The sequence below is a fragment of the Mesorhizobium sp. B2-2-4 genome (genome assembly GCF_006442375.1).
Taxonomy (GTDB): domain Bacteria; phylum Pseudomonadota; class Alphaproteobacteria; order Rhizobiales; family Rhizobiaceae; genus Mesorhizobium.
Map to the genome: position 1 here is coordinate 230845 of NZ_VFWB01000001.1, position 16874 is coordinate 247718.

A 16874-nucleotide genomic window follows, 5' to 3' on the forward strand; every position below is an offset into this window, starting at 1 on the left:
ATGGCGCTCGCCAGGAGCCGGCGCGCCGACCGCCGCATCGACTATTGGCCGGGCTTCGTCGACGCGTTGTCGACGCTGCTTCTGGCCATCATGTTCCTGCTCACCGTCTTCGTGCTGGCGCAGTTCCTGCTCGGCCGCGAAATCTCCGGCAAGGACGCCGTGCTGTCGCGTCTCAATTCGCAGATCAACGAACTGACGCAGCTTCTGGCGCTGGAGCGTTCCACGACACAGGACAAGGAGGATTCGCTCGCCAATCTGCAGGCATCGCTGTCGGCGGCCGAAGCGGAGAAGAGCCGGCTCCAGCAGCTGCTGGCGCAAGGTGCGGGCGCCGGTGATGCGGCCAACCAGCGCGCGGCGGCGCTGACGGGCGAGCTCGACAGCCAGCGCCAGATCAGCCAGCAGGCGCTGAGCCAGGTCGAGATCCTCAATCAGCAGATCGCGGCCTTGCGCAAGCAGATCGGCGCGCTCGAGGACGCGCTCAACGTCTCCGAGGCCCGCGACCGGGATTCCAACACCAAGATCGCCGACCTTGGCCGCCGCCTCAACGTGGCGCTGGCGCAGCGCGTGCAGGAACTCAACCGCTACCGCTCCGACTTCTTCGGCCGCCTGCGCGAAATCCTCGCCGACCGCGAGAACATCCGCATAGTCGGCGACCGCTTCGTCTTCCAGTCGGAAGTGTTGTTTCCGACCGGCTCGGAGGTGATCAACGATGCCGGCAAGGTCGAGATGAAGAAACTTGCCGACGCCATCATCGAGTTGCAGAAGGAGATTCCCCCGGAGATCAACTGGGTGCTGCGCGTCGACGGCCATACCGACAACAAGCCGCTGTCCGGCACCGGTCGGTATCGCGACAATTGGGAGCTGTCGACGGCGCGCTCCACTTCCGTGGTGAAGTTCCTGATCGAGAACGGCGTGCCGGCCAACCGACTGGTCGCCGCCGGCTTCGGCGAGTTCCAGCCGCTCGATCCCGCCGACACTGAAGAGGCGCGCAACAAGAACCGCCGGATCGAACTGAAGCTCACCGAACGGTGATCCATCATCACGCGATCTCACGCGAATTTGTTCGCCGGCTCAACTATAGGGCGCAGTTGTGCACCGGCAAGGCCTGAAAAGATTATCTTTTTTTAATTACACTTCGCCGCAAAGCGCTCCTAGCGTGCTGCGCAGGGCCGAGAACCGCCGGCGATGCCTCCCATCGCGACGCGACGGAACTGGACGGCCCGCATCGTCCGGAAGCGGAACGGCAGAGCCGTTCTTTTCCGCAGCAAAAGGAGGCGCCGTCATGCGCTCTTCAGCATCTCTCAAGACTGCAACCCTTGCCGCGATTCTTGTCGCCGCCCCGCTTGCCGGCGCCTACGCCGCGGGTCACCACAAGGGCGCGCTCGACGCGACCGACCCAACCGACATGACCGGCCCGCGTGTCGAGGCTCTCATTGAACAGGTTCAAGGCGTGCATCAGGGCATAATCACCGCCAGACAGGCCAACAACATCACCCCGGCCGCGGCGGAGCGCCTGGAGATGCGCACCGCTCGCATAGGTCAGGCGGCGGAGAAGATAGCCTCGTCGGATCACGGCAGGATACCGGCCGCACAATATCATGACCTGCTGCGCCGTCTCGACAATGTCGACCAGCGGCTGAGGGTCGACATCGGTAGCGGTTTCCTGATGGGCGACGGCGCCGACGGCGGGAACTATCCGAACGGCTGAGGCCATTCTGATCGCGGCCCAAAAGGAAGGGACCACCTGGCTTTACGGGACCCAATCCCGCAGGCGCCTCTTTTCCTCACCAGCCGAGCCAGACCGCTACCAAGGCAGCCGCTGCCGGCGCGGCCTGCACGAACAGGATCTTGCGACCGACCGTTGCCGCCCCGTAGAGCCCGGCAACGGCCACGCAGAGCAGGAAGAAAACCTTGACCTGGAAACCGGCCGTGCCGAGGTAGAGGGCCCAGATCAGGCCGGCGGCGAGAAAGCCGTTATAGAGACCCTGATTGGCGGCAAGCACCTTCGAGGCGCTGGCGAATTCCGGCGTCAGCCGGAATGCCTTGTGCCCGCGCGGCGTGTCCCAGAGCACCATCTCCAGATAGACGATATAGACATGGATCAAGGCCACCAGCCCGACCAGGATGTTGCCGATCATCGTATTCCCTCGTGATGTATCGTCGGGCAGCATTTCACGCGTCGGCTCGCCAGCGCAAGGTGCATCTGCCGGATGGCGCGTGAGGGTTGCAAACGCTCCGGCGTTGGTATCTTTTCGCCCCTTCCTCAATCACGGAAGCCGCCATGTCCTTTCAAAAACTCGATGACCTCGGCCACAAGCTCGAAGCCCTGGAGCACGCGCTGGCCATCCTCGGCGCCGATGAAGCGACCCACATGGCCGTCGGTGGCGGCGAGAAGCGCGCCGAGGCCATGGCGGCACTTGCCGGCATGTACCACACCAGGGCGACCGCGCCGGAAATAGCGGACTGGATCGCCGCCGCCGAAGGCGAGGCGCTTGACGATGAACAGCGGGCGGCGCTGGCCGAACTGGGGCGGCAATACACCAACCTGACCTGCCTGCCGGTCGAATTCGTCGAACGCCAGACGACCGCCCGCATGCGCTGCGAGCAGCTGTGGCGCGACCTGCGGGCCAAGAACGACTGGGCGGGCTTCCTGCCGGCGCTTGAAGGCGTGGTGGCGCTGGTGCGCGAAGAGGCGGCCCTGCGCGCCGACATCCTCGGCCTCGCCCCCTACGACGCGCTGATGGAGCAATACGACCCCGGCAACCGCGCCGCGGATATCACGCCTGTCTTCACCCAGCTGAAGACATTTCTCAGGGGTTTCGTGCCGGAAGCATTGGCGGTGCAGGAAGCGCGGCTGCGCAAGCGCCCTCTCAAGCCGCTTTCGGGAACCTATGCGGTCGACAGGCAGCGCGAACTCGGCCTCGCCATGATGGCGGCGGTCGGCTTCGACCTGACGCACGGCTCGCTGTCGGTGTCGCACCATCCGTTCTGTGGCGGTGTGCCGAGCGACGTGCGCATCACCACCCGCTACAAGACGTCCGATTTCCTGTCGGCGCTGATGGGCGTGCTGCACGAGACCGGTCATGCACTCTACGAGCAGAACCTGCCGAAGGCCTGGTCGCACTGGCCGCTCGGCAAGGCGCGCGGCATGGCCGTGCATGAAAGCCAGAGCCTGTTCGTTGAAAAGCAGATCGGGCGCAATCCTGCCTTCTGGCGTTGGGCATTGCCGGTCGTGGAAAAGCATCTCGGCGAAGCCTGGTCGCTTGATGATATCCTGCCGCATGTCCACCATGTCGAGCGCGGCCTGATCCGTGTCGATGCCGACGAGGTGACGTATCCGCTGCATGTCATCCTGCGCTATGAACTGGAGCAGGAGCTCGTCTCCGGCAGGCTCGAGGTGGCCGACCTGCTCGAGGCCTGGGACGCCAGGATGCGCGACTATCTCGGCCTCTCAACCATCGACAATCCCGCGGACGGGCCGATGCAGGACGTGCATTGGCCTGCTGCCGCCTTTGGCTACTTTCCCTCCTACACGCTGGGCGCGATGATGGCGGCGCAGCAATGGGCTGCGCTGACGCGGGAGCATCCGTCGGCCGATGACGATCTTGCCAAGGGGAATTTCGGTGCCATCAACGATTGGCGCCGCAAGAACATATGGTCGCACGGATCGCGCTGGTCGACGCCCGACCTGCTCGAACGCGCCACCGGTGAAAAGCTCAATGCCGTCTATTTCACCGACCACCTGCGCAAACGGTATGGAGCCGCGTGAGCACGCCAGCGTCGCCGCTACTCAGCCGCGCCCCTGAAGGCGCTGGCGCCGGTCTCGAACTGCAGCTTGGCGAGCCGGGCATAGATGCCGCCCTTGGTCACCAGGCTCTGATGCGTGCCTTCCTCGACGATACGGCCGCCATCCATGACCAGGATGCGGTCGGCCTTCAGCACCGTCGCCAGACGGTGCGCGATGACGATCGTGGTGCGGCCCCGCATCAGCCGCTCCAGCGCCATTTGCACCAGCGTCTCGCTTTCGGCGTCGAGTGCCGAGGTCGCCTCGTCGAGCAACAGGATCGGCGCGTCGCGCAGGATGGCGCGGGCGATCGCCACCCGCTGGCGTTGCCCGCCCGACAGCGTCACGCCGCGCTCGCCGACCTGGCTGTCATAGCCCTTCTCGAGCTTGAGGATGAATTCGTCGGCCAGCGCGTCCTTTGCCGCCGCTTCGATCTCTGACTCGCTGGCGCCCGGCCGGCCGAAGCCGATATTGTCGCGCGCGCTGGCCGCGAAGATGGTGACGTCCTGCGGCACGATGGCGATGCGCTGCCGTATCGAAAGGGGGTCGGCTTCGCGGATGTCGACGCCGTCGATCAGGATCCTGCCGGTCTCCGGATCGTAGAAGCGCAGGATCAGCGAGAACACCGTGCTCTTGCCCGCTCCCGAGGGACCGACGATCGCCACCGTCTCGCCAGGCTTGACCGAGAAGCTCAGGCCGTGGACGGCGGCGCGGTCGGGCCGGGCCGGGTAGGAAAAGGACACGGCCTCGAAGCTGATCGCTCCCTTGCTCGCCACCGGCAGCGGCCTGGGATTGGCAGGCGCCACGATCGCCGGCTCCTCGGCCAGGATTTCGGTCAGCCGTTCGGCGGCACCTGCTGCCTGGGCCAATTCGCCCCAGACCTCCGATAGCGCGCCGAGCGCACCGGCGGCGAATACCGAATAGAGCAGGAACTGGCCTAGCGTGCCCGGCGACAGATTGCCGTCGAGCACGTCGCGCGAGCCGAACCACAGCACCGCCACGACCGAGGAGAAAATCGTGAAGATGGCGAAGAAGGTGAGGAACGAGCGCGCGAAGATCGAGGCGCGCGCGGCCTCGAAGGCAGCCTCGACGGCACCCGAAAAACGCCCGGTGACCAGCGTCTCATTGGTGAAGGCCTGCAATGTGCGCACCGCGCCGATCTGCTCGCTGGCATAGGCGGTGGCATCGGCCAGCGTGTCCTGCGCCTGCCTTGACTTGCGCCGCACCGAGCGGCCGAAGGCGACCAGCGGCAGCACGATGATTGGAATGGCTGCGATGACCAGCCCGGACAGTTTCGGGCTGGTGAAAACCATCATCGCGACCGCGCCGAGGCCAAGGATGACATTGCGCAGCGCCACCGAAGCGGTCGCCCCGACCGCCGATTTGACCTGCGTGGTGTCGGCGGCGAGCCGCGACACGATCTCGCCCGACTGGGCAGTGTCGAAGAAGGCCGGCGACAGTTTCGTCACATGGGCAAAGACATCGCGCCTGATATCGGCGACGACGCGCTCGCCGAGCGTGATGACGAAATAGTAGCGGCCCGCCGATGCCGCCGCCAGCAGCGCGGCCATCGCCACCAGCGCGGCGAAATATTCGGCGATGAAGGAGGAACCGGACGGCGTGAACCCATGATCGATCATGCGCCGTACCGCCAGCGGCAGCGCCAGCGTCGTCACCGCCGCGACGATCAGCGAGATGACGGCGCCCGCCACCAATGTGCGGTAGCGGCCGATGTAGGGAAACAGGCGCCTGAGCGGCTTGAGCGAGCGCCGGCGCTCGTCTGCGCTGCTGGTTTGCGCCATCCTGGTCTTTCCTCTTGGCCGCCTTCAGCTATGCGCCTCAATATGCGCTTGCCGCGGCCTTGTGATTCAATTCCGGCTGATGTATAGGCTCGCCGACCGTTTTAGAAGCCGTGGCTCCTCAATAGCTGCGGCTTCGAGTTTTAAAAAGGGGCGCATCGACGCAGGCTTTCAGCCCGTCAGCCGCACCCGGCAAACCAGGAACCGAGCCATGAAGACCGATATCCATCCCGACTACCACACCATCAAGGTCGTCATGACCGACGGCACCGAGTACATGACCCGTTCGACCTGGGGCAAGGAAGGCGATACGATGAACCTCGACATCGACCCGACCACGCACCCGGCCTGGACCGGCGGCCAGCAGACCCTGCTCGACCGCGGCGGCCGCCTGTCGAAGTTCAAGAAGCGCTTCGAAGGTTTCGGCCTCTAGGCCTCATCAGCTTTTCGCAGACCAGAGAACCCGTCCTCGTGGCGGGTTTTTTGTTGGCCAATGCACGTCCCTTCACGCTGGCGCTTGCCTCCACCTCCCCCTTGTCGGTCCCGTGTGGGAGGTCGGACCGAAGGTCGGGTGGGTCGGCGCTGCCCCCACCCCGCTGCTTCGCAGCGACCCTCCCCACGAGGGGGCGGGTGAGAGCATCCTATTCCGCAAGCAATTCCCTGAGCGCCATGCGCTTGTAGGCGGCGACCAGCCTGTCGCCCTCCTTCCGCTCGACCGAGATCGCCAGCCGCATGGCGGCCTCGCCCATCTGCCAGACGAGAAACGCCGTCGTCTCCAGCGCGACGGCATCGGCATCGGGCCGCAGGCGTTTGAGCGTCGCAGTGAGAAATTCGGCGTTCGCACGGCTGTCGGCGAGCTCCAGTTCGCGCAGCGCTTTGTCGGCCTGCGTGCCCGACCAGATGTCGCGCATCACCGGCTCCGCCAGGAACAGGTGGTAATAAATGTCCACCAGCTCCGAGAACGCCCGCCGAAGGCCCTCGGCGTCGCCGACGTCCTTGAGCGCGGCTGAAATACAGGCCTGGCTTTCGTCGGTGTAGCGCTCGGCCAGCGCCCAGACGATCGCCCGCTTGTCGGGGAAGAACTGGTAGAGCGAGCCGATCGACACCCCAGCCCGCTCCGCCACCTCGCCCATGCGCATGGCATCGCTGCCTTGCTCCGCAATCAGCGCCGAGGCGGCGGCGAGCATGCGCTCGACCCGTTCACGGCTGCGCTGCTGGCTCGGCGCGCGGCGTGGCGTGGCGACCTGTTCCGGTGGGGACGTGGCGGTTTTTTCCATGGCTCTTCAACAGACGCCGGGCGGCAATGCCACCCAGAAATGACTTGACTCGCAAAATACGAGGGTTTATCACGTTTTGCAAATATGAGGATTTCTCATGTTTTGAAAGAAGCAGACGGGATAATTGATTTGAAGGCGTCGAACAGGTGCCCGGCCACCCCCCAAAACTTTTCTGCCCATTGCGGCTGAAACCGCCGCAACCGGCATCTGGAGCAACTGACATGATCGCGAAATTACTTCCCACCCTCATCTTCATCGCCGCTATCGGCTCGGGCGTTGTTGGCGGCGTGTTCTTCGCCTTTTCCAACTTCGTCATGCCGGCAATGGCTCGCCTGCCTGCCGCGGGCGGTATCGCCGCCATGAACTCGATCAACATCACCGTCATCACGCCGATGTTCATGACCGCCTTGTTCGGCACCGGCCTGATCTGCCTTGTCTTGATCGCCGGCGCCATCATCGGCTGGCAGCAGCCAGGCTCCTTCTGGCTGCTGGCCGGCGCAGTCATCTATCTCGTCGGCAACCCCATCGTGACGATGGTTTTCAACGTGCCGCTCAACGACGCGCTGGCCGCCGTCGATCCGGCGAGCAGCAACGGCGCTGCTGTATGGACCACCTATCTCAGGGACTGGGTGATGTGGAACCACGTGCGCGCCATCACCGCCATCGCCGCGCTGGCATCCTTCTGGTTCGCCGCGCGTTGACGTGTCTCGGTCCGCCGCGTTCGGCATCGCGGCGACCGAGGCGTGTTTATCGGGAGAAGCGCCGTGAACGACCCGTATTCCACCATGGCCTTGGGCATTGCCGCGGGGATCGGCCTCGGCGGTGTCTGTGGCGCAGCGATGGATGACCCTGCCGTCGGCATCGGCATGGGCATAGCAATCGGCGCGGGGATCGGCGCGATTTTCGGGCAGAGGCGAGGAAAATGACGTCCGGCTTCTGCGGAAGTCTCAGCTCTTCGCCTTGCGGTCGGCATGACCGAGATCGCGGTCCGGGTCGATGACGTCGCGCACCAGTTGCTTGAGTTTTGCCGCATCCGGAAAGCCGCCGTCGCGCTTGCGGTCCCAGACCAGCACCTCGTTGCACGATATGGTGAAGACGCCGCCGGTGCCGGGCACCAGCGTCACCTCGCCCAGATCGGTGCCGAATGTCGATAGCAGTTCCTGCGCCATCCAGCCGGCACGCAGCAACCACTGGCACTGCGTGCAATAGGTGATGCGGATGGTGGGCAGCGGGTTTTCGGTCATGTCAGGCTTTGCTCACGCAGCGCTGAGCTTGGCCATGGTCTCCTCGTCGACCTCGAAATTGGCGTAGACGCTTTGAACGTCGTCGTCGTCCTCGAGCGTGGCGACCAGCTTCATCAGCGACTGGGCGCGTTCCTCGTCGACCGGAACATTGTTCTGCGGCTTCCAGATCGGCTTGACCGATTCCGCCTCGCCGAGAGAAGCTTCCAGTGCCTTCGACACCTCGCCGAGGTTTTCGAAGGCGCAATAGATGGTGTGACCTTCCTCGTCCGACTCCACGTCATCGGCGCCGGCTTCGATCGCCGCGTCCATGACCTTGTCGGCGCTGCCGGCCGATGCTGGATAATAGATCTCGCCGACCCGATCCCACATGAAGGACACCGAGCCGGTTTCACCCATCGCCCCACCGGCTTTGGTGAAGGCGGCGCGCACATTCGAAGCCGAGCGGTTGCGATTGTCGGTCAGCGCCTCGACGATCACGGCGACGCCGCCGGGACCGTAGCCCTCGTAACGCACGGCTTCGTAATTTTCGGCGTCGCCCATCGACGCCTTGTTGATGGCGCGCTGGATATTGTCCTTCGGCATCGACACCGCCTTGGCGTTCTGCACGGCAAGGCGCAGGCGCGGATTCATCGACGGATCGGGGGTCCCGCTCTTGGCCGCGACGGTGATTTCGCGCGCCAGCTTGGAAAACATTTTCGACCGCACCGCGTCCTGACGGCCCTTGCGGTGCATGATGTTCTTGAACTGTGAATGGCCAGCCATGGCACCCCTGTCGTGTTCGGCTAGAGCATCGCGCGGCGAGATGCATGACCCGCCTTCCGCAATGCTCGAATTCAAAATGTCAGAACGTCCCTGCTGCGTCCGATGGACGTATGGCGCTCTTTGTCGGAATGGCCGGCTTATAGATAAATCGGCTCAATTCGTCCAGCCGCGCCGCGCTTTGCCACGCACGGCAAAAGCCGTGACGGCTGTTCACCCCTCCAGATCCGACTTCAGCCGGTCGATGATACTAAGCGCATGGCCTGCGTACTGGCTGATCCAGCGGTCGTGTATCTGCTTAATCGGCAGCGCATTGAGATGGTTCCAGCGCTCGCGCCCCTCGCGCCGCGCCACGATGAGATCGGCCTCTTCCAGCACTTTGAGATGCAGCATGACGGTGCAGCGGTCGATGTCGGAAAACGCCTCGCACAGCATGCCGGTCGTCTTTGGCGCGTCCTTCAGCAGATCCAGCATCTCGCGCCGACGCGGATGCGCCAGCGCCTTGAAAACATTGTCGTCTTGCGATCGGCTTGACATGTTATTTTTTTATAACATAAGCTCCTATCAATCAAGGAAGGAACTGTGGATATGTCTCTTGGTTTCAGGGTTTCAGGACGCATCGGCAAACCGGTCGCCGACGTCTTCGACGCGGTCGTCAATCCGAAGAAGCTCAGCTCCTATTTCACCACCATCGGCGGTGCCAGCGCGCCCTTGGTGCCGGGCGCCAATGTCGTGTGGTGGGGCAAGGTGCCGGTCGAAGTAGACGAAATCGTCAGGGACAGCCGCATCGTGCTGCGCTGGGATGCCACCGACGAAGAGGGAAAGCCGGCCTACAAGACCCGCATCGAGATGAATTTCGAGCCGCTCGACGACGGCGGCACTTTCGTCACCATCGCCGAGGCCGGCTGGCACGAGGACGCGGTCGGCCTGAAGAAGTCCTATCTCAATTGCGAGGGCTGGTCGCAGATGCTGGCCTGCATGAAGGCCTATGTCGAACACGGCATCAATTTGCGCGAAGGCTACTACCGCAGCGAGATGAAGGGCGAGCCTGCCAACGAGACCAACATTTGAGCGAAGGGAGGCCTGCCGTGAAAGTAACCCCGTTCCTGATGTTCGAAGGCAAGGCCGAGCAAGCCATGGCCTTCTATTGTGAGACCATTCCGGATAGCCGCGTCCTCGACCTCACGCGCTACGGTGAAGGCGAGGACGGACCCGAAGGGGCAGTCAAGCTGGCTCGCGCATCCATCGGCGGCACGGAGGTCATGATCTTCAACAGCCCGGTACAGCACGCCTTCACCTTCACGCCGTCGGTCTCGCTCTTCGTCGACTGTTCCACCGAAGAAGAGCTGGAGCGCATCGTCGAGACCTTGTCCAAAGACGGCACGTTTCTGATGCCGACCGGCAATTACGGTTTCAGCCGCCGTTTCGCCTGGCTGAACGACAGGTTCGGCGTTTCCTGGCAGATCAATCTGCCATAGCAGGACCGGGCCAAGCCGAGATCTGGCTGGGACTGTTCACCGGGGATTTCCCGGGCGCCGCCGATCATCTCGCCAAGGTCGGCGTCGAGCGATGCGACGCCATCGAGCCGCGGGGAGAAGGCTTCCGCGGTTTCTGGATCACCAGCCCCGCCAACATCGTTCACATGGTGCGGGAGCCCGACGCCTGGTGAAGGCGTATTCGGCAGAGGAGAACGCTATGGAAATCCGCGAGACACCGACGGCCGAAGCCGCCATGATGATCCGGCGGCCGGTCTCCGACGTTTTTGAGGCCATCGTCAACCCGGAGATCACCACGAAATTCTGGTTCACCCATTCCAGCGGCAGGTTGGACGGCCGCAAGCCGGTTCAATGGGAGTGGCGCATGTATGGCATCTCGACGACCGTGGTCGTCAGCGAGATCGTCGCCAACGAAAAGATCTCCATGCAATGGGGCAATCCGCCGACCACGGTGATCTGGACCTTCACCGAAATGCCAGGTGACGCGACCTTCCTGGAGGTCCGCAATTTCGGCTTTGCCGGCAACGGCGACGAACAGGCGAAACAGGCGGTCGATTCAACCGGCGGCTTCACGCTCGTTCTGGCCGGCGCCAAGGCCTGGCTCGAACAAGGCCTGACACTAGGCCTGATCGGCGACCGTCACCCGAAGGGCGCGCCGGGGAGTTGAACCGGCTCAGGTTCTACGCTTTTCCTGCTCGATCACGTGATGGCGGAGCACACGATTGATTTCGGTCTGGTAACCACCCCCGACGTGTTCCTTGAACCACGATAGCACGTCGGCATCGAGTCTGATTGTCACTGGCTGCTTGAGTGGTCTGTAAAGATGTCCACGACGAGCATGAATCCAATTCTCCGCCGGAACTTCTGGGATGTCGGAAGTATTAATTTCGCTGTCAGGCAAACCAGCCAGCTTGGCGAGCTGGTTGCGCTGATCCTGACTAAGGTCCTTCTTGCTCATAGCGCCTCCTTTCATGCGCTGTCGCTTCCGGGCACCAACAATCCTAACTCGTTCCTCATCTTCGCGATCAGGATATGTGTGTACAACCAGCATGACCACTACGGCATCGATCGTCCCGATAGCGTGCCAACGCTGCTCACCATCTTCAAACCGGTCGGGCACGATGAGATAAAGCGGATCATCGAACACCTTCTGCGCGAGATCGAATCCGATGTCGTGCTTGGCAAGGTTGCGCCTGGCTTTTTCAGCATCCCATTCGAATCGCAAAGCAGCACCGTCGATTACGACAATGTACGTACAATTTCGTAAGAGTCAGCCTGAACTCGGCATTGGCCATGTCGTCAGGCTCAATGCCCGCCGCCGGACTTCGCCTTCTTGCGGTTCCGCGCCAGCATGTTGAGGCCTTCGACGAGCGCCGAAAAACCCATCGCCGCGTAGATATAACCCTTGGGCACATGGTAGCCCATGCCGTCGGCGATCAGCGTCATGCCGATCATCAACAGGAAGCCCAGCGCCAGCATGACGATGCTCGGGTTCCTGGCTATGAAGTTCGCCAACGGCGTAGCCGCCAGCATCATCACCGTAACCGCCACGATGACGGCGATGTACATGATGGCGATCTCGTCGGTCATGCCGACGGCGGTAATGATGGAATCGATGGAGAAGACAAGGTCGAGAAGCAGTATCTGGAAGATGGCGCCGGCAAGGCTCATCCGCACGGTCTCGCCCAGCATCGTGTCCTGGTGGTCGTCGGGGTCGACCGTGTGATGGATCTCCTTGGTCGCCTTCCACACCAGGAACAGGCCACCGGCGATCAGGATCAGGTCGCGCCAGGAAAAGCCGTGGCCAAGGACGGTGAAGACCGGCGCCGTCAGTTGGACGATGATCGAGATGGTGGCGAGCAGCACCAGCCGCATGACGAGCGCCGCCGAGATGCCGAGCCGGCGGGCGCGGGCTCGCTGTGCTTCCGGCAGCTTGTTGGTCAGGATCGAGATAAAGATCAGGTTGTCGATGCCGAGCACGATCTCGAGCACCACCAGGGTCAACAGCGCGACCCAGGCGGTGGGATCGGACACGAAGGCGAAGTGCGGCGCCAGGAACTCGATAAGCTGCATGGAGGTCGTCCCCTCTACGATCTAGAGCAGTGTCGCCGGCAGTTAGGTATTGAGAGCCCCTATATCAATGTCACGTCCAGAAGGACGGCGCCGTTTCCTCGAGCCGCGGCCCGCGGCGAAACGGCGCGATCTTCTCGGTCAGCCCCGTGCGGTCGGAAATATCAACGCCGACGCCGCACAAGGTCGCGGGTCCGGTCGCCGCCTCGAAACGCCCCTTCGGCACTTTCGACAGGAACCGGTTGAGCGGCTCCTCCTTGTCCATGCCGAGCGACGAATCATAATCGCCGCACATGCCCGCGTCGGAAATGTAGCCGGTGCCGCCATTGAGGATATGGTGATCGGCGGTCGGCTGGTGGGTGTGAGTGCCGACCACGAGGCTGGCGCGACCGTCGACGAAATGCGCGAAGCACATTTTTTCGGAGGTCGCCTCGGCGTGGAAGTCGATGACCACGGCATCCGCCTGCTCGCCGAGCGGACAGGCGGCAAGCTCGCGCTCGCCAGCCTGGAAGGGATCGTCGAGCTCGGGATGCATGAACACCCGGCCCATGATGTTGGCGACCAGCACGCGCGCGCCGCTCCTGGCGATGTAGACGCCCGAGCCGCGCCCGGGCGTGCCCTTGGGAAAATTGGACGGGCGCAGGAAGCGCTCTTCGCGCGGCGCGAAGGCGAGCGCATCGCGCTGGTCCCAGACATGGTTGCCGGTGGTGACGACATCGGCGCCGGCCGCGATGGTCTCGCGAAAAATCTCCTCGGTGATGCCGAAGCCGCCGGCCGCGTTTTCGCCGTTGACGATGACGAAATCGAGCTTGAAATCCGAGATCAGGCCCGGCAATTGCTCCCACACCGCCGTGCGGCCTGTCTTGCCGACCATGTCGCCGAGGAAGAGAAGTCTCATCTACGCCTGATCCCGAAAAGTGGCATGACTTTCGGCAAAGATCATGCGTCCCAAAGAACTATCTACAATTCTGGCGCGAACCGGCGCAACCCGCTCTCGGTCAGTATTTCCGGGATGATGACGTCGTGGTCCTCATTGGGAACCATCGTCACTTCCTGGCAGTCGAAAGCAATGCCGATCAGCCGGGGCGCATGCCCCTTGTCGACAAGCTTGGCGATCGCACGGTCATAATAGCCCGCGCCGTAACCGATGCGGTGGCCGCGCGCGTCGAAACCGGCGAGCGGCACCAGCATGACGGAGGGGTCAAGAACTTCGGCTTCCTCATGCGGTCCGACGGTGCCAAATCCCATATCGACCATCGGCGCGCCGCGTACCAATTCGCGAAAGACGATGGTCGTCTTGTCGAGGATCGCCGGAAGGCAGAGCCGTGCGCCCTTTTCGCGCAAGGCGAACATCAGCGGCCGGACATCGACTTCCGAGCGCATTGGCCAGAAGCCGGACACGATTTGACCTGGCTCGATGGCAAGCTGGTCGCGCGCGGTTTCGGCCATATCGAGCGCGACTTCCACCCGCCAGAATTCATCGAGCGCGTCGCGGCGGCCAAGCGCTTCCTTGCGAAGCTGTTTTTTCAGGTCTTTTGAGGATGCCATGCGCAGACGCTAGAAAAAGCCAGACCTGAATGGACGTTTTGGGAGCGACGCTTTCCATCGCATGATCCACGAAATACGTGGATGTGGCTAATAAGTGACGATCCACACAACCGGTGGAGAAGTCGATCCCGGGTGCCTACAAAGTAGGTGGGCGCCGTGTGAGAAAACCCACGGGTCTTCCCAGGGACAGCTCCCTAAGGATCGTTAAGGCCCCGGGGAAAAGTGTCTCCTGCCGGGAAGCGCAGACCGTCCACCCCAATATAGGCCGATGCCCTTCCAAGCGCCAGAGACTTGGCGCCAGAGAGTTGGCGCTCTTGCCCTGCCGACTTCACACTTCGCCGCCGCCAACCCACCCTTGCATGGGCCAAGCCGTCTCCTTACGGTCGTCCGTACTGAACCAAGGAGCAAAAATGCGTTTCGAAGGCACGGCGGCCTACGTCGCCGACAAGGATCTGATGGTGGCGGTCAACGCGGCGATCGCGCTGGAACGGCCCTTGCTGGTCAAAGGTGAGCCCGGCACCGGCAAGACGGAGCTTGCCAGGCAAGTGGCGGCGGCACTCGGGCTGGAACTCATCGAATGGCACGTCAAATCGACGACCCGGGCGCAGCAAGGCCTCTACGAGTACGATGCCGTGTCGCGGCTGCGCGACAGCCAACTTGGCGATACCAGGTTCAACGATATCAAGAACTATATCAAGCGCGGCAAATTGTGGGAAGCCTTCGCCGCCGGCAAGAAGGTTGTGCTTCTGATCGACGAGATCGACAAGGCCGATATCGAATTTCCCAACGACCTCTTGCAGGAACTTGACCGGATGGAGTTCTTCGTCTACGAGACCGGCGAGACGATCCGCGCCGCGGTGAGGCCGATCGTCATCATCACCTCCAACAACGAGAAGGAACTGCCCGACGCCTTCCTGCGTCGCTGCTTTTTCCACTACATCCGCTTTCCCGACGTCGAGACGCTGCACAGGATCGTCGATGTGCATTATCCCGGCATCAAGCAGAATCTGGTGCGGGCGGCGCTCACTCAGTTCTACGAAATCCGCGACGTGCCGGGACTGAAGAAGAAGCCGTCGACTTCCGAGGCGCTCGACTGGATAAGGCTGCTGGTCGCCGACGACATCGCGCCCGAGGATCTGCGCGCCGACCCGAAGAACGCGCTGCCCAAGCTGCATGGCGCACTGCTGAAGAACGAGCAGGACGTGCATCTGTTCGAACGGCTGGCCTTCATGGCGAGACGGCAAGGGTGACGAGCGGCTCGGCGTCCTGAGGCCGAGCCGCAAGGCATTGCTAGGAACGCACCTTGCCAGCACCCTGCGCAGGACGCCCGCTTCGCTGCTGCGGCGCGACATGTTTTGGACCGAAGATAGCAAAGCTGATGACGGCAAGAGCCAGAACGCCGATCCCGCTATAGAGCATGACCCAGCCAAAACCGTTGACCAGGGAGGCATGAACGATGGCGCCCGTCGGGTCGAGGGTCGCAAGCTTGGGCGAGTATTGCGCCAGGCCGTCGAGATTGCCGGCTGCGATCTTCTCCGCCAGGGCGCGCAGTTCGTTCGGGTCGATAGCCGTGCCGAATGCGTTGCGCAGATAAGAAACGATCCCTTGCGTCAGCAGCAGTCCCAGCACCGCGATGTTGACGGCAAGCGTGATCAGCCGCGCACTGATATCGATGCCGGACGCCATGCCGGCACGATCGGGTGACACCGAGCCGGTCGTGGTGTTGGTGGTCGGCGAATTGGTCAGGCCGATGCCGATGCCGGCGATCAGCGTGCCGGGCAGCATGGTCAGCCAGCAGGCGCCCTCGAGCCCGGACCCTATCCACATGGCGATGAAACCGACCCCCAATGTCAACAAGCCGAGCGGGATCGCCACCCGCGCCTGATAGCGCGCGCGCAGGCGCTCGGCGATCGACGGCATCAGCATGAAAGGGAGCGTATAGACGAGCAGCAACAGGCCGGTCGTGGTGCTGTCGTAACCGAGAACCCCCGAAAAATAGATCGGCAGATAGATGATGAACGGCCAGTAGCTGAAATTCATGCCGATGCCGCCCATGATCGCTCCCGAGAATTGGCGGATGCGGAAAACCGAGAAATCGAACATCGGATAGGGATTGATCTTCTCGGCTACGAGGAACGCGACGAAGGCCAGCACGGCCGCGCTTGCCACGCCGGTGCGCGCGCCAGCGCCCAGATCGGCCCCTTGCGTGATCAGATAGGAGAAGCCGAACACCGCGAACGACAGTGTCAGTATGCCGGCCCGGTCAAGCTTCTGCGCGTTGCGATCGCGCGATTCGGTGACACCGGCGCCGATGAAGGCCAGGGCAAGAACGGCAAGCGGCACATGGATGAGGAACACCCATTGCCAACTCGACAGCGTCACAATCAATCCGCCAATGGCGGGGCCGAAGCCAAGCCCGATGCCCGAGACGACGCTCCAGGCGACGAAGGCTTTGCCGCGTTCACTGCCGTCTTGAAACTGGTGAGACAACACCGCCACGCTGCAGGTAAACATCGCTCCGCCCGCCAGGCCTTGCAGAAAACGCGCGATGATAAGGAGCGAAGCGCTCGTTGCGAGACCGCATAGCAGGGAGGCGAGGCCAAAGGCGACGGTGGTGCCCACCATCACGCGTTTGCGGCCGAGACGGTCGGCCAATGTCCCCGTCGCCATCAACACCGTGGTGCAGGCAATGGTGTAGGCATTCATGATCCATTGCAGATCCTTGAAATCAGCGCCAAGCACGGTTTCCAGTTTCGGCAGGATCACCGGGACGCTGGAGATTTCGAGGCCGAACAGCAGCGAGGCGAGGCAGACCCCCGCAAGAGCAACGGTGTTTCGGTCGATTGGAAACGTCATGTCGGTCACTTTCAGTCGGAGCATTCGGAAGTGGCTGCGAG

General features: G+C 62.9%; 21 protein-coding genes, 1 other RNA gene and 1 pseudogene. 11 read left to right on the forward strand and 12 right to left on the reverse strand.

Annotated features, from left to right (window positions below; translation table 11 throughout):
* Both FJ959_RS01190 and FJ959_RS01195 read left to right on the forward strand, forming a co-directional pair.
* Entirely contained in the window at positions 1 to 1032 is a 1032-nt protein-coding gene (locus tag FJ959_RS01190; RefSeq protein ID WP_140493164.1) for a peptidoglycan -binding protein, read from the forward strand.
* Positions 1033 to 1282: 250 nt separating this feature from the next.
* On the forward strand, positions 1283 to 1708 hold the full coding sequence (locus FJ959_RS01195; protein WP_140493161.1) for a hypothetical protein: 426 nt from the start codon (positions 1283 to 1285) through the stop codon (positions 1706 to 1708).
* A 76-nt stretch (positions 1709 to 1784) separates the two neighbouring features.
* Here the strand turns inward: FJ959_RS01195 and FJ959_RS01200 are convergent, their stop codons facing one another.
* The gene (locus tag FJ959_RS01200) at positions 1785 to 2138 is read right to left on the reverse strand and encodes a DUF1304 domain-containing protein (protein WP_140493158.1); all 354 of its coding nucleotides are present in this window, start codon (positions 2136 to 2138) and stop codon (positions 1785 to 1787) included.
* A 143-nt stretch (positions 2139 to 2281) separates the two neighbouring features.
* Between FJ959_RS01200 and FJ959_RS01205 the strand changes: the two genes are divergently transcribed.
* Entirely contained in the window at positions 2282 to 3769 is a 1488-nt protein-coding gene (locus tag FJ959_RS01205) for a carboxypeptidase M32 (RefSeq protein WP_140566825.1), read from the forward strand.
* Between the two features lie 17 nt (positions 3770 to 3786).
* Here the strand turns inward: FJ959_RS01205 and FJ959_RS01210 are convergent, their stop codons facing one another.
* Positions 3787 to 5586, reverse strand: coding sequence for an ABC transporter transmembrane domain-containing protein (locus FJ959_RS01210; RefSeq protein ID WP_140493152.1), 1800 nt, complete (start codon positions 5584 to 5586; stop codon positions 3787 to 3789).
* Positions 5587 to 5794: 208 nt separating this feature from the next.
* On the opposite strand from FJ959_RS01210, the gene rpmE reads away from it, so the two are divergent.
* Positions 5795 to 6016, forward strand: a complete 222-nt coding sequence (rpmE, locus tag FJ959_RS01215; protein ID WP_006327661.1) for a 50S ribosomal protein L31 — start codon at positions 5795 to 5797, stop codon at positions 6014 to 6016.
* 208 nt (positions 6017 to 6224) lie between these two features.
* On the opposite strand, the gene FJ959_RS01220 is transcribed toward rpmE, so the two are convergent.
* On the reverse strand, positions 6225 to 6860 hold the full coding sequence (locus FJ959_RS01220; protein WP_140628033.1) for a TetR/AcrR family transcriptional regulator: 636 nt from the start codon (positions 6858 to 6860) through the stop codon (positions 6225 to 6227).
* A gap of 221 nt (positions 6861 to 7081) precedes the next feature.
* Here FJ959_RS01220 and FJ959_RS01225 point away from each other — a divergent pair, with 221 nt between their 5' ends.
* Both FJ959_RS01225 and FJ959_RS31515 read left to right on the forward strand, forming a co-directional pair.
* Positions 7082 to 7561 carry a DUF1772 domain-containing protein gene (locus tag FJ959_RS01225; protein WP_140628036.1) on the forward strand — a complete coding sequence of 160 codons (480 nt, stop codon included), beginning with the start codon at positions 7082 to 7084 and terminating at the stop codon, positions 7559 to 7561.
* A gap of 63 nt (positions 7562 to 7624) precedes the next feature.
* Positions 7625 to 7786, forward strand: coding sequence for a hypothetical protein (locus tag FJ959_RS31515; RefSeq protein ID WP_181171957.1), 162 nt, complete (start codon positions 7625 to 7627; stop codon positions 7784 to 7786).
* Between the two features lie 21 nt (positions 7787 to 7807).
* On the opposite strand, the gene FJ959_RS01230 is transcribed toward FJ959_RS31515, so the two are convergent.
* The 3 genes from FJ959_RS01230 to FJ959_RS01240 all read right to left on the reverse strand — a co-directional run bounded on the left by FJ959_RS01230 (position 7808) and on the right by FJ959_RS01240 (position 9400).
* Positions 7808 to 8104: a SelT/SelW/SelH family protein gene (locus tag FJ959_RS01230; protein ID WP_140628039.1), complete on the reverse strand. Its 297-nt coding sequence runs from the start codon at positions 8102 to 8104 to the stop codon at positions 7808 to 7810.
* Positions 8105 to 8116: 12 nt separating this feature from the next.
* Positions 8117 to 8866 (reverse strand): YebC/PmpR family DNA-binding transcriptional regulator, encoded by a 750-nt coding sequence (locus tag FJ959_RS01235; protein WP_140493143.1) that lies wholly within the window; start codon positions 8864 to 8866, stop codon positions 8117 to 8119.
* Positions 8867 to 9076: 210 nt separating this feature from the next.
* Entirely contained in the window at positions 9077 to 9400 is a 324-nt protein-coding gene (locus FJ959_RS01240; protein WP_140566820.1) for a helix-turn-helix domain-containing protein, read from the reverse strand.
* Positions 9401 to 9451: 51 nt separating this feature from the next.
* Here FJ959_RS01240 and FJ959_RS01245 point away from each other — a divergent pair, with 51 nt between their 5' ends.
* The 4 genes and pseudogenes from FJ959_RS01245 to FJ959_RS01260 all read left to right on the forward strand — a co-directional run bounded on the left by FJ959_RS01245 (position 9452) and on the right by FJ959_RS01260 (position 11026).
* Positions 9452 to 9934, forward strand: coding sequence for an SRPBCC domain-containing protein (locus FJ959_RS01245; protein ID WP_140493137.1), 483 nt, complete (start codon positions 9452 to 9454; stop codon positions 9932 to 9934).
* Between the two features lie 17 nt (positions 9935 to 9951).
* A complete protein-coding gene (locus FJ959_RS01250; RefSeq protein ID WP_281405971.1) occupies positions 9952 to 10341 on the forward strand; it encodes a VOC family protein in 390 nt (129 codons plus the stop codon).
* Between the two features lie 11 nt (positions 10342 to 10352).
* Positions 10353 to 10532: pseudogene (locus FJ959_RS32030) on the forward strand (hypothetical protein); the annotation flags it as partial.
* A gap of 26 nt (positions 10533 to 10558) precedes the next feature.
* Entirely contained in the window at positions 10559 to 11026 is a 468-nt protein-coding gene (locus FJ959_RS01260; protein WP_140628042.1) for an SRPBCC family protein, read from the forward strand.
* Positions 11027 to 11032: 6 nt separating this feature from the next.
* Here FJ959_RS01260 and FJ959_RS01265 read toward each other — a convergent pair whose 3' ends face one another.
* The 5 genes from FJ959_RS01265 to ssrS form a co-directional block, all read right to left on the reverse strand.
* Positions 11033 to 11584: a BrnT family toxin gene (locus FJ959_RS01265; RefSeq protein WP_140628045.1), complete on the reverse strand. Its 552-nt coding sequence runs from the start codon at positions 11582 to 11584 to the stop codon at positions 11033 to 11035.
* An 80-nt stretch (positions 11585 to 11664) separates the two neighbouring features.
* Positions 11665 to 12432 (reverse strand): TerC family protein, encoded by a 768-nt coding sequence (locus FJ959_RS01270; RefSeq protein WP_140628048.1) that lies wholly within the window; start codon positions 12430 to 12432, stop codon positions 11665 to 11667.
* Positions 12433 to 12502: 70 nt separating this feature from the next.
* Complete coding sequence (locus FJ959_RS01275; RefSeq protein WP_140493122.1) at positions 12503 to 13327, reverse strand: YmdB family metallophosphoesterase; 825 nt, start codon at positions 13325 to 13327, stop codon at positions 12503 to 12505.
* A gap of 62 nt (positions 13328 to 13389) precedes the next feature.
* Positions 13390 to 13977: a 5-formyltetrahydrofolate cyclo-ligase gene (locus FJ959_RS01280; protein ID WP_140628051.1), complete on the reverse strand. Its 588-nt coding sequence runs from the start codon at positions 13975 to 13977 to the stop codon at positions 13390 to 13392.
* A 95-nt stretch (positions 13978 to 14072) separates the two neighbouring features.
* Positions 14073 to 14228: non-coding RNA, 6S RNA (gene ssrS, locus FJ959_RS01285), on the reverse strand.
* Between the two features lie 159 nt (positions 14229 to 14387).
* Here ssrS and FJ959_RS01290 point away from each other — a divergent pair.
* Entirely contained in the window at positions 14388 to 15227 is an 840-nt protein-coding gene (locus tag FJ959_RS01290; RefSeq protein ID WP_140493116.1) for a MoxR family ATPase, read from the forward strand.
* Between the two features lie 40 nt (positions 15228 to 15267).
* Here the strand turns inward: FJ959_RS01290 and FJ959_RS01295 are convergent, their stop codons facing one another.
* Positions 15268 to 16833: an MFS transporter gene (locus FJ959_RS01295; RefSeq protein WP_246678985.1), complete on the reverse strand. Its 1566-nt coding sequence runs from the start codon at positions 16831 to 16833 to the stop codon at positions 15268 to 15270.
* Positions 16834 to 16874 lie beyond the last annotated feature (41 nt).

Bases quoted from the DNA above. Each gene is read 5' to 3' on its own strand.
- FJ959_RS01190 (WP_140493164.1), top strand. From the start codon at position 1: ATGGCGCTCGCCAGGAGCCGGCGCGCCGACCGCCGCATCGACTATTGG.
- FJ959_RS01195 (WP_140493161.1), top strand. From the start codon at position 1,283: ATGCGCTCTTCAGCATCTCTCAAGACTGCAACCCTTGCCGCGATTCTT.
- FJ959_RS01200 (WP_140493158.1), bottom strand. From the start codon at position 2,138: ATGATCGGCAACATCCTGGTCGGGCTGGTGGCCTTGATCCATGTCTAT.
- FJ959_RS01205 (WP_140566825.1), top strand. From the start codon at position 2,282: ATGTCCTTTCAAAAACTCGATGACCTCGGCCACAAGCTCGAAGCCCTG.
- FJ959_RS01210 (WP_140493152.1), bottom strand. From the start codon at position 5,586: ATGGCGCAAACCAGCAGCGCAGACGAGCGCCGGCGCTCGCTCAAGCCG.
- rpmE (WP_006327661.1), top strand. From the start codon at position 5,795: ATGAAGACCGATATCCATCCCGACTACCACACCATCAAGGTCGTCATG.
- FJ959_RS01220 (WP_140628033.1), bottom strand. From the start codon at position 6,860: ATGGAAAAAACCGCCACGTCCCCACCGGAACAGGTCGCCACGCCACGC.
- FJ959_RS01225 (WP_140628036.1), top strand. From the start codon at position 7,082: ATGATCGCGAAATTACTTCCCACCCTCATCTTCATCGCCGCTATCGGC.
- FJ959_RS01230 (WP_140628039.1), bottom strand. From the start codon at position 8,104: ATGACCGAAAACCCGCTGCCCACCATCCGCATCACCTATTGCACGCAG.
- FJ959_RS01235 (WP_140493143.1), bottom strand. From the start codon at position 8,866: ATGGCTGGCCATTCACAGTTCAAGAACATCATGCACCGCAAGGGCCGT.
- FJ959_RS01240 (WP_140566820.1), bottom strand. From the start codon at position 9,400: ATGTCAAGCCGATCGCAAGACGACAATGTTTTCAAGGCGCTGGCGCAT.
- FJ959_RS01245 (WP_140493137.1), top strand. From the start codon at position 9,452: ATGTCTCTTGGTTTCAGGGTTTCAGGACGCATCGGCAAACCGGTCGCC.
- FJ959_RS01260 (WP_140628042.1), top strand. From the start codon at position 10,559: ATGGAAATCCGCGAGACACCGACGGCCGAAGCCGCCATGATGATCCGG.
- FJ959_RS01270 (WP_140628048.1), bottom strand. From the start codon at position 12,432: ATGCAGCTTATCGAGTTCCTGGCGCCGCACTTCGCCTTCGTGTCCGAT.
- FJ959_RS01275 (WP_140493122.1), bottom strand. From the start codon at position 13,327: ATGAGACTTCTCTTCCTCGGCGACATGGTCGGCAAGACAGGCCGCACG.
- FJ959_RS01280 (WP_140628051.1), bottom strand. From the start codon at position 13,977: ATGGCATCCTCAAAAGACCTGAAAAAACAGCTTCGCAAGGAAGCGCTT.
- FJ959_RS01290 (WP_140493116.1), top strand. From the start codon at position 14,388: ATGCGTTTCGAAGGCACGGCGGCCTACGTCGCCGACAAGGATCTGATG.
- FJ959_RS01295 (WP_246678985.1), bottom strand. From the start codon at position 16,833: ATGACGTTTCCAATCGACCGAAACACCGTTGCTCTTGCGGGGGTCTGC.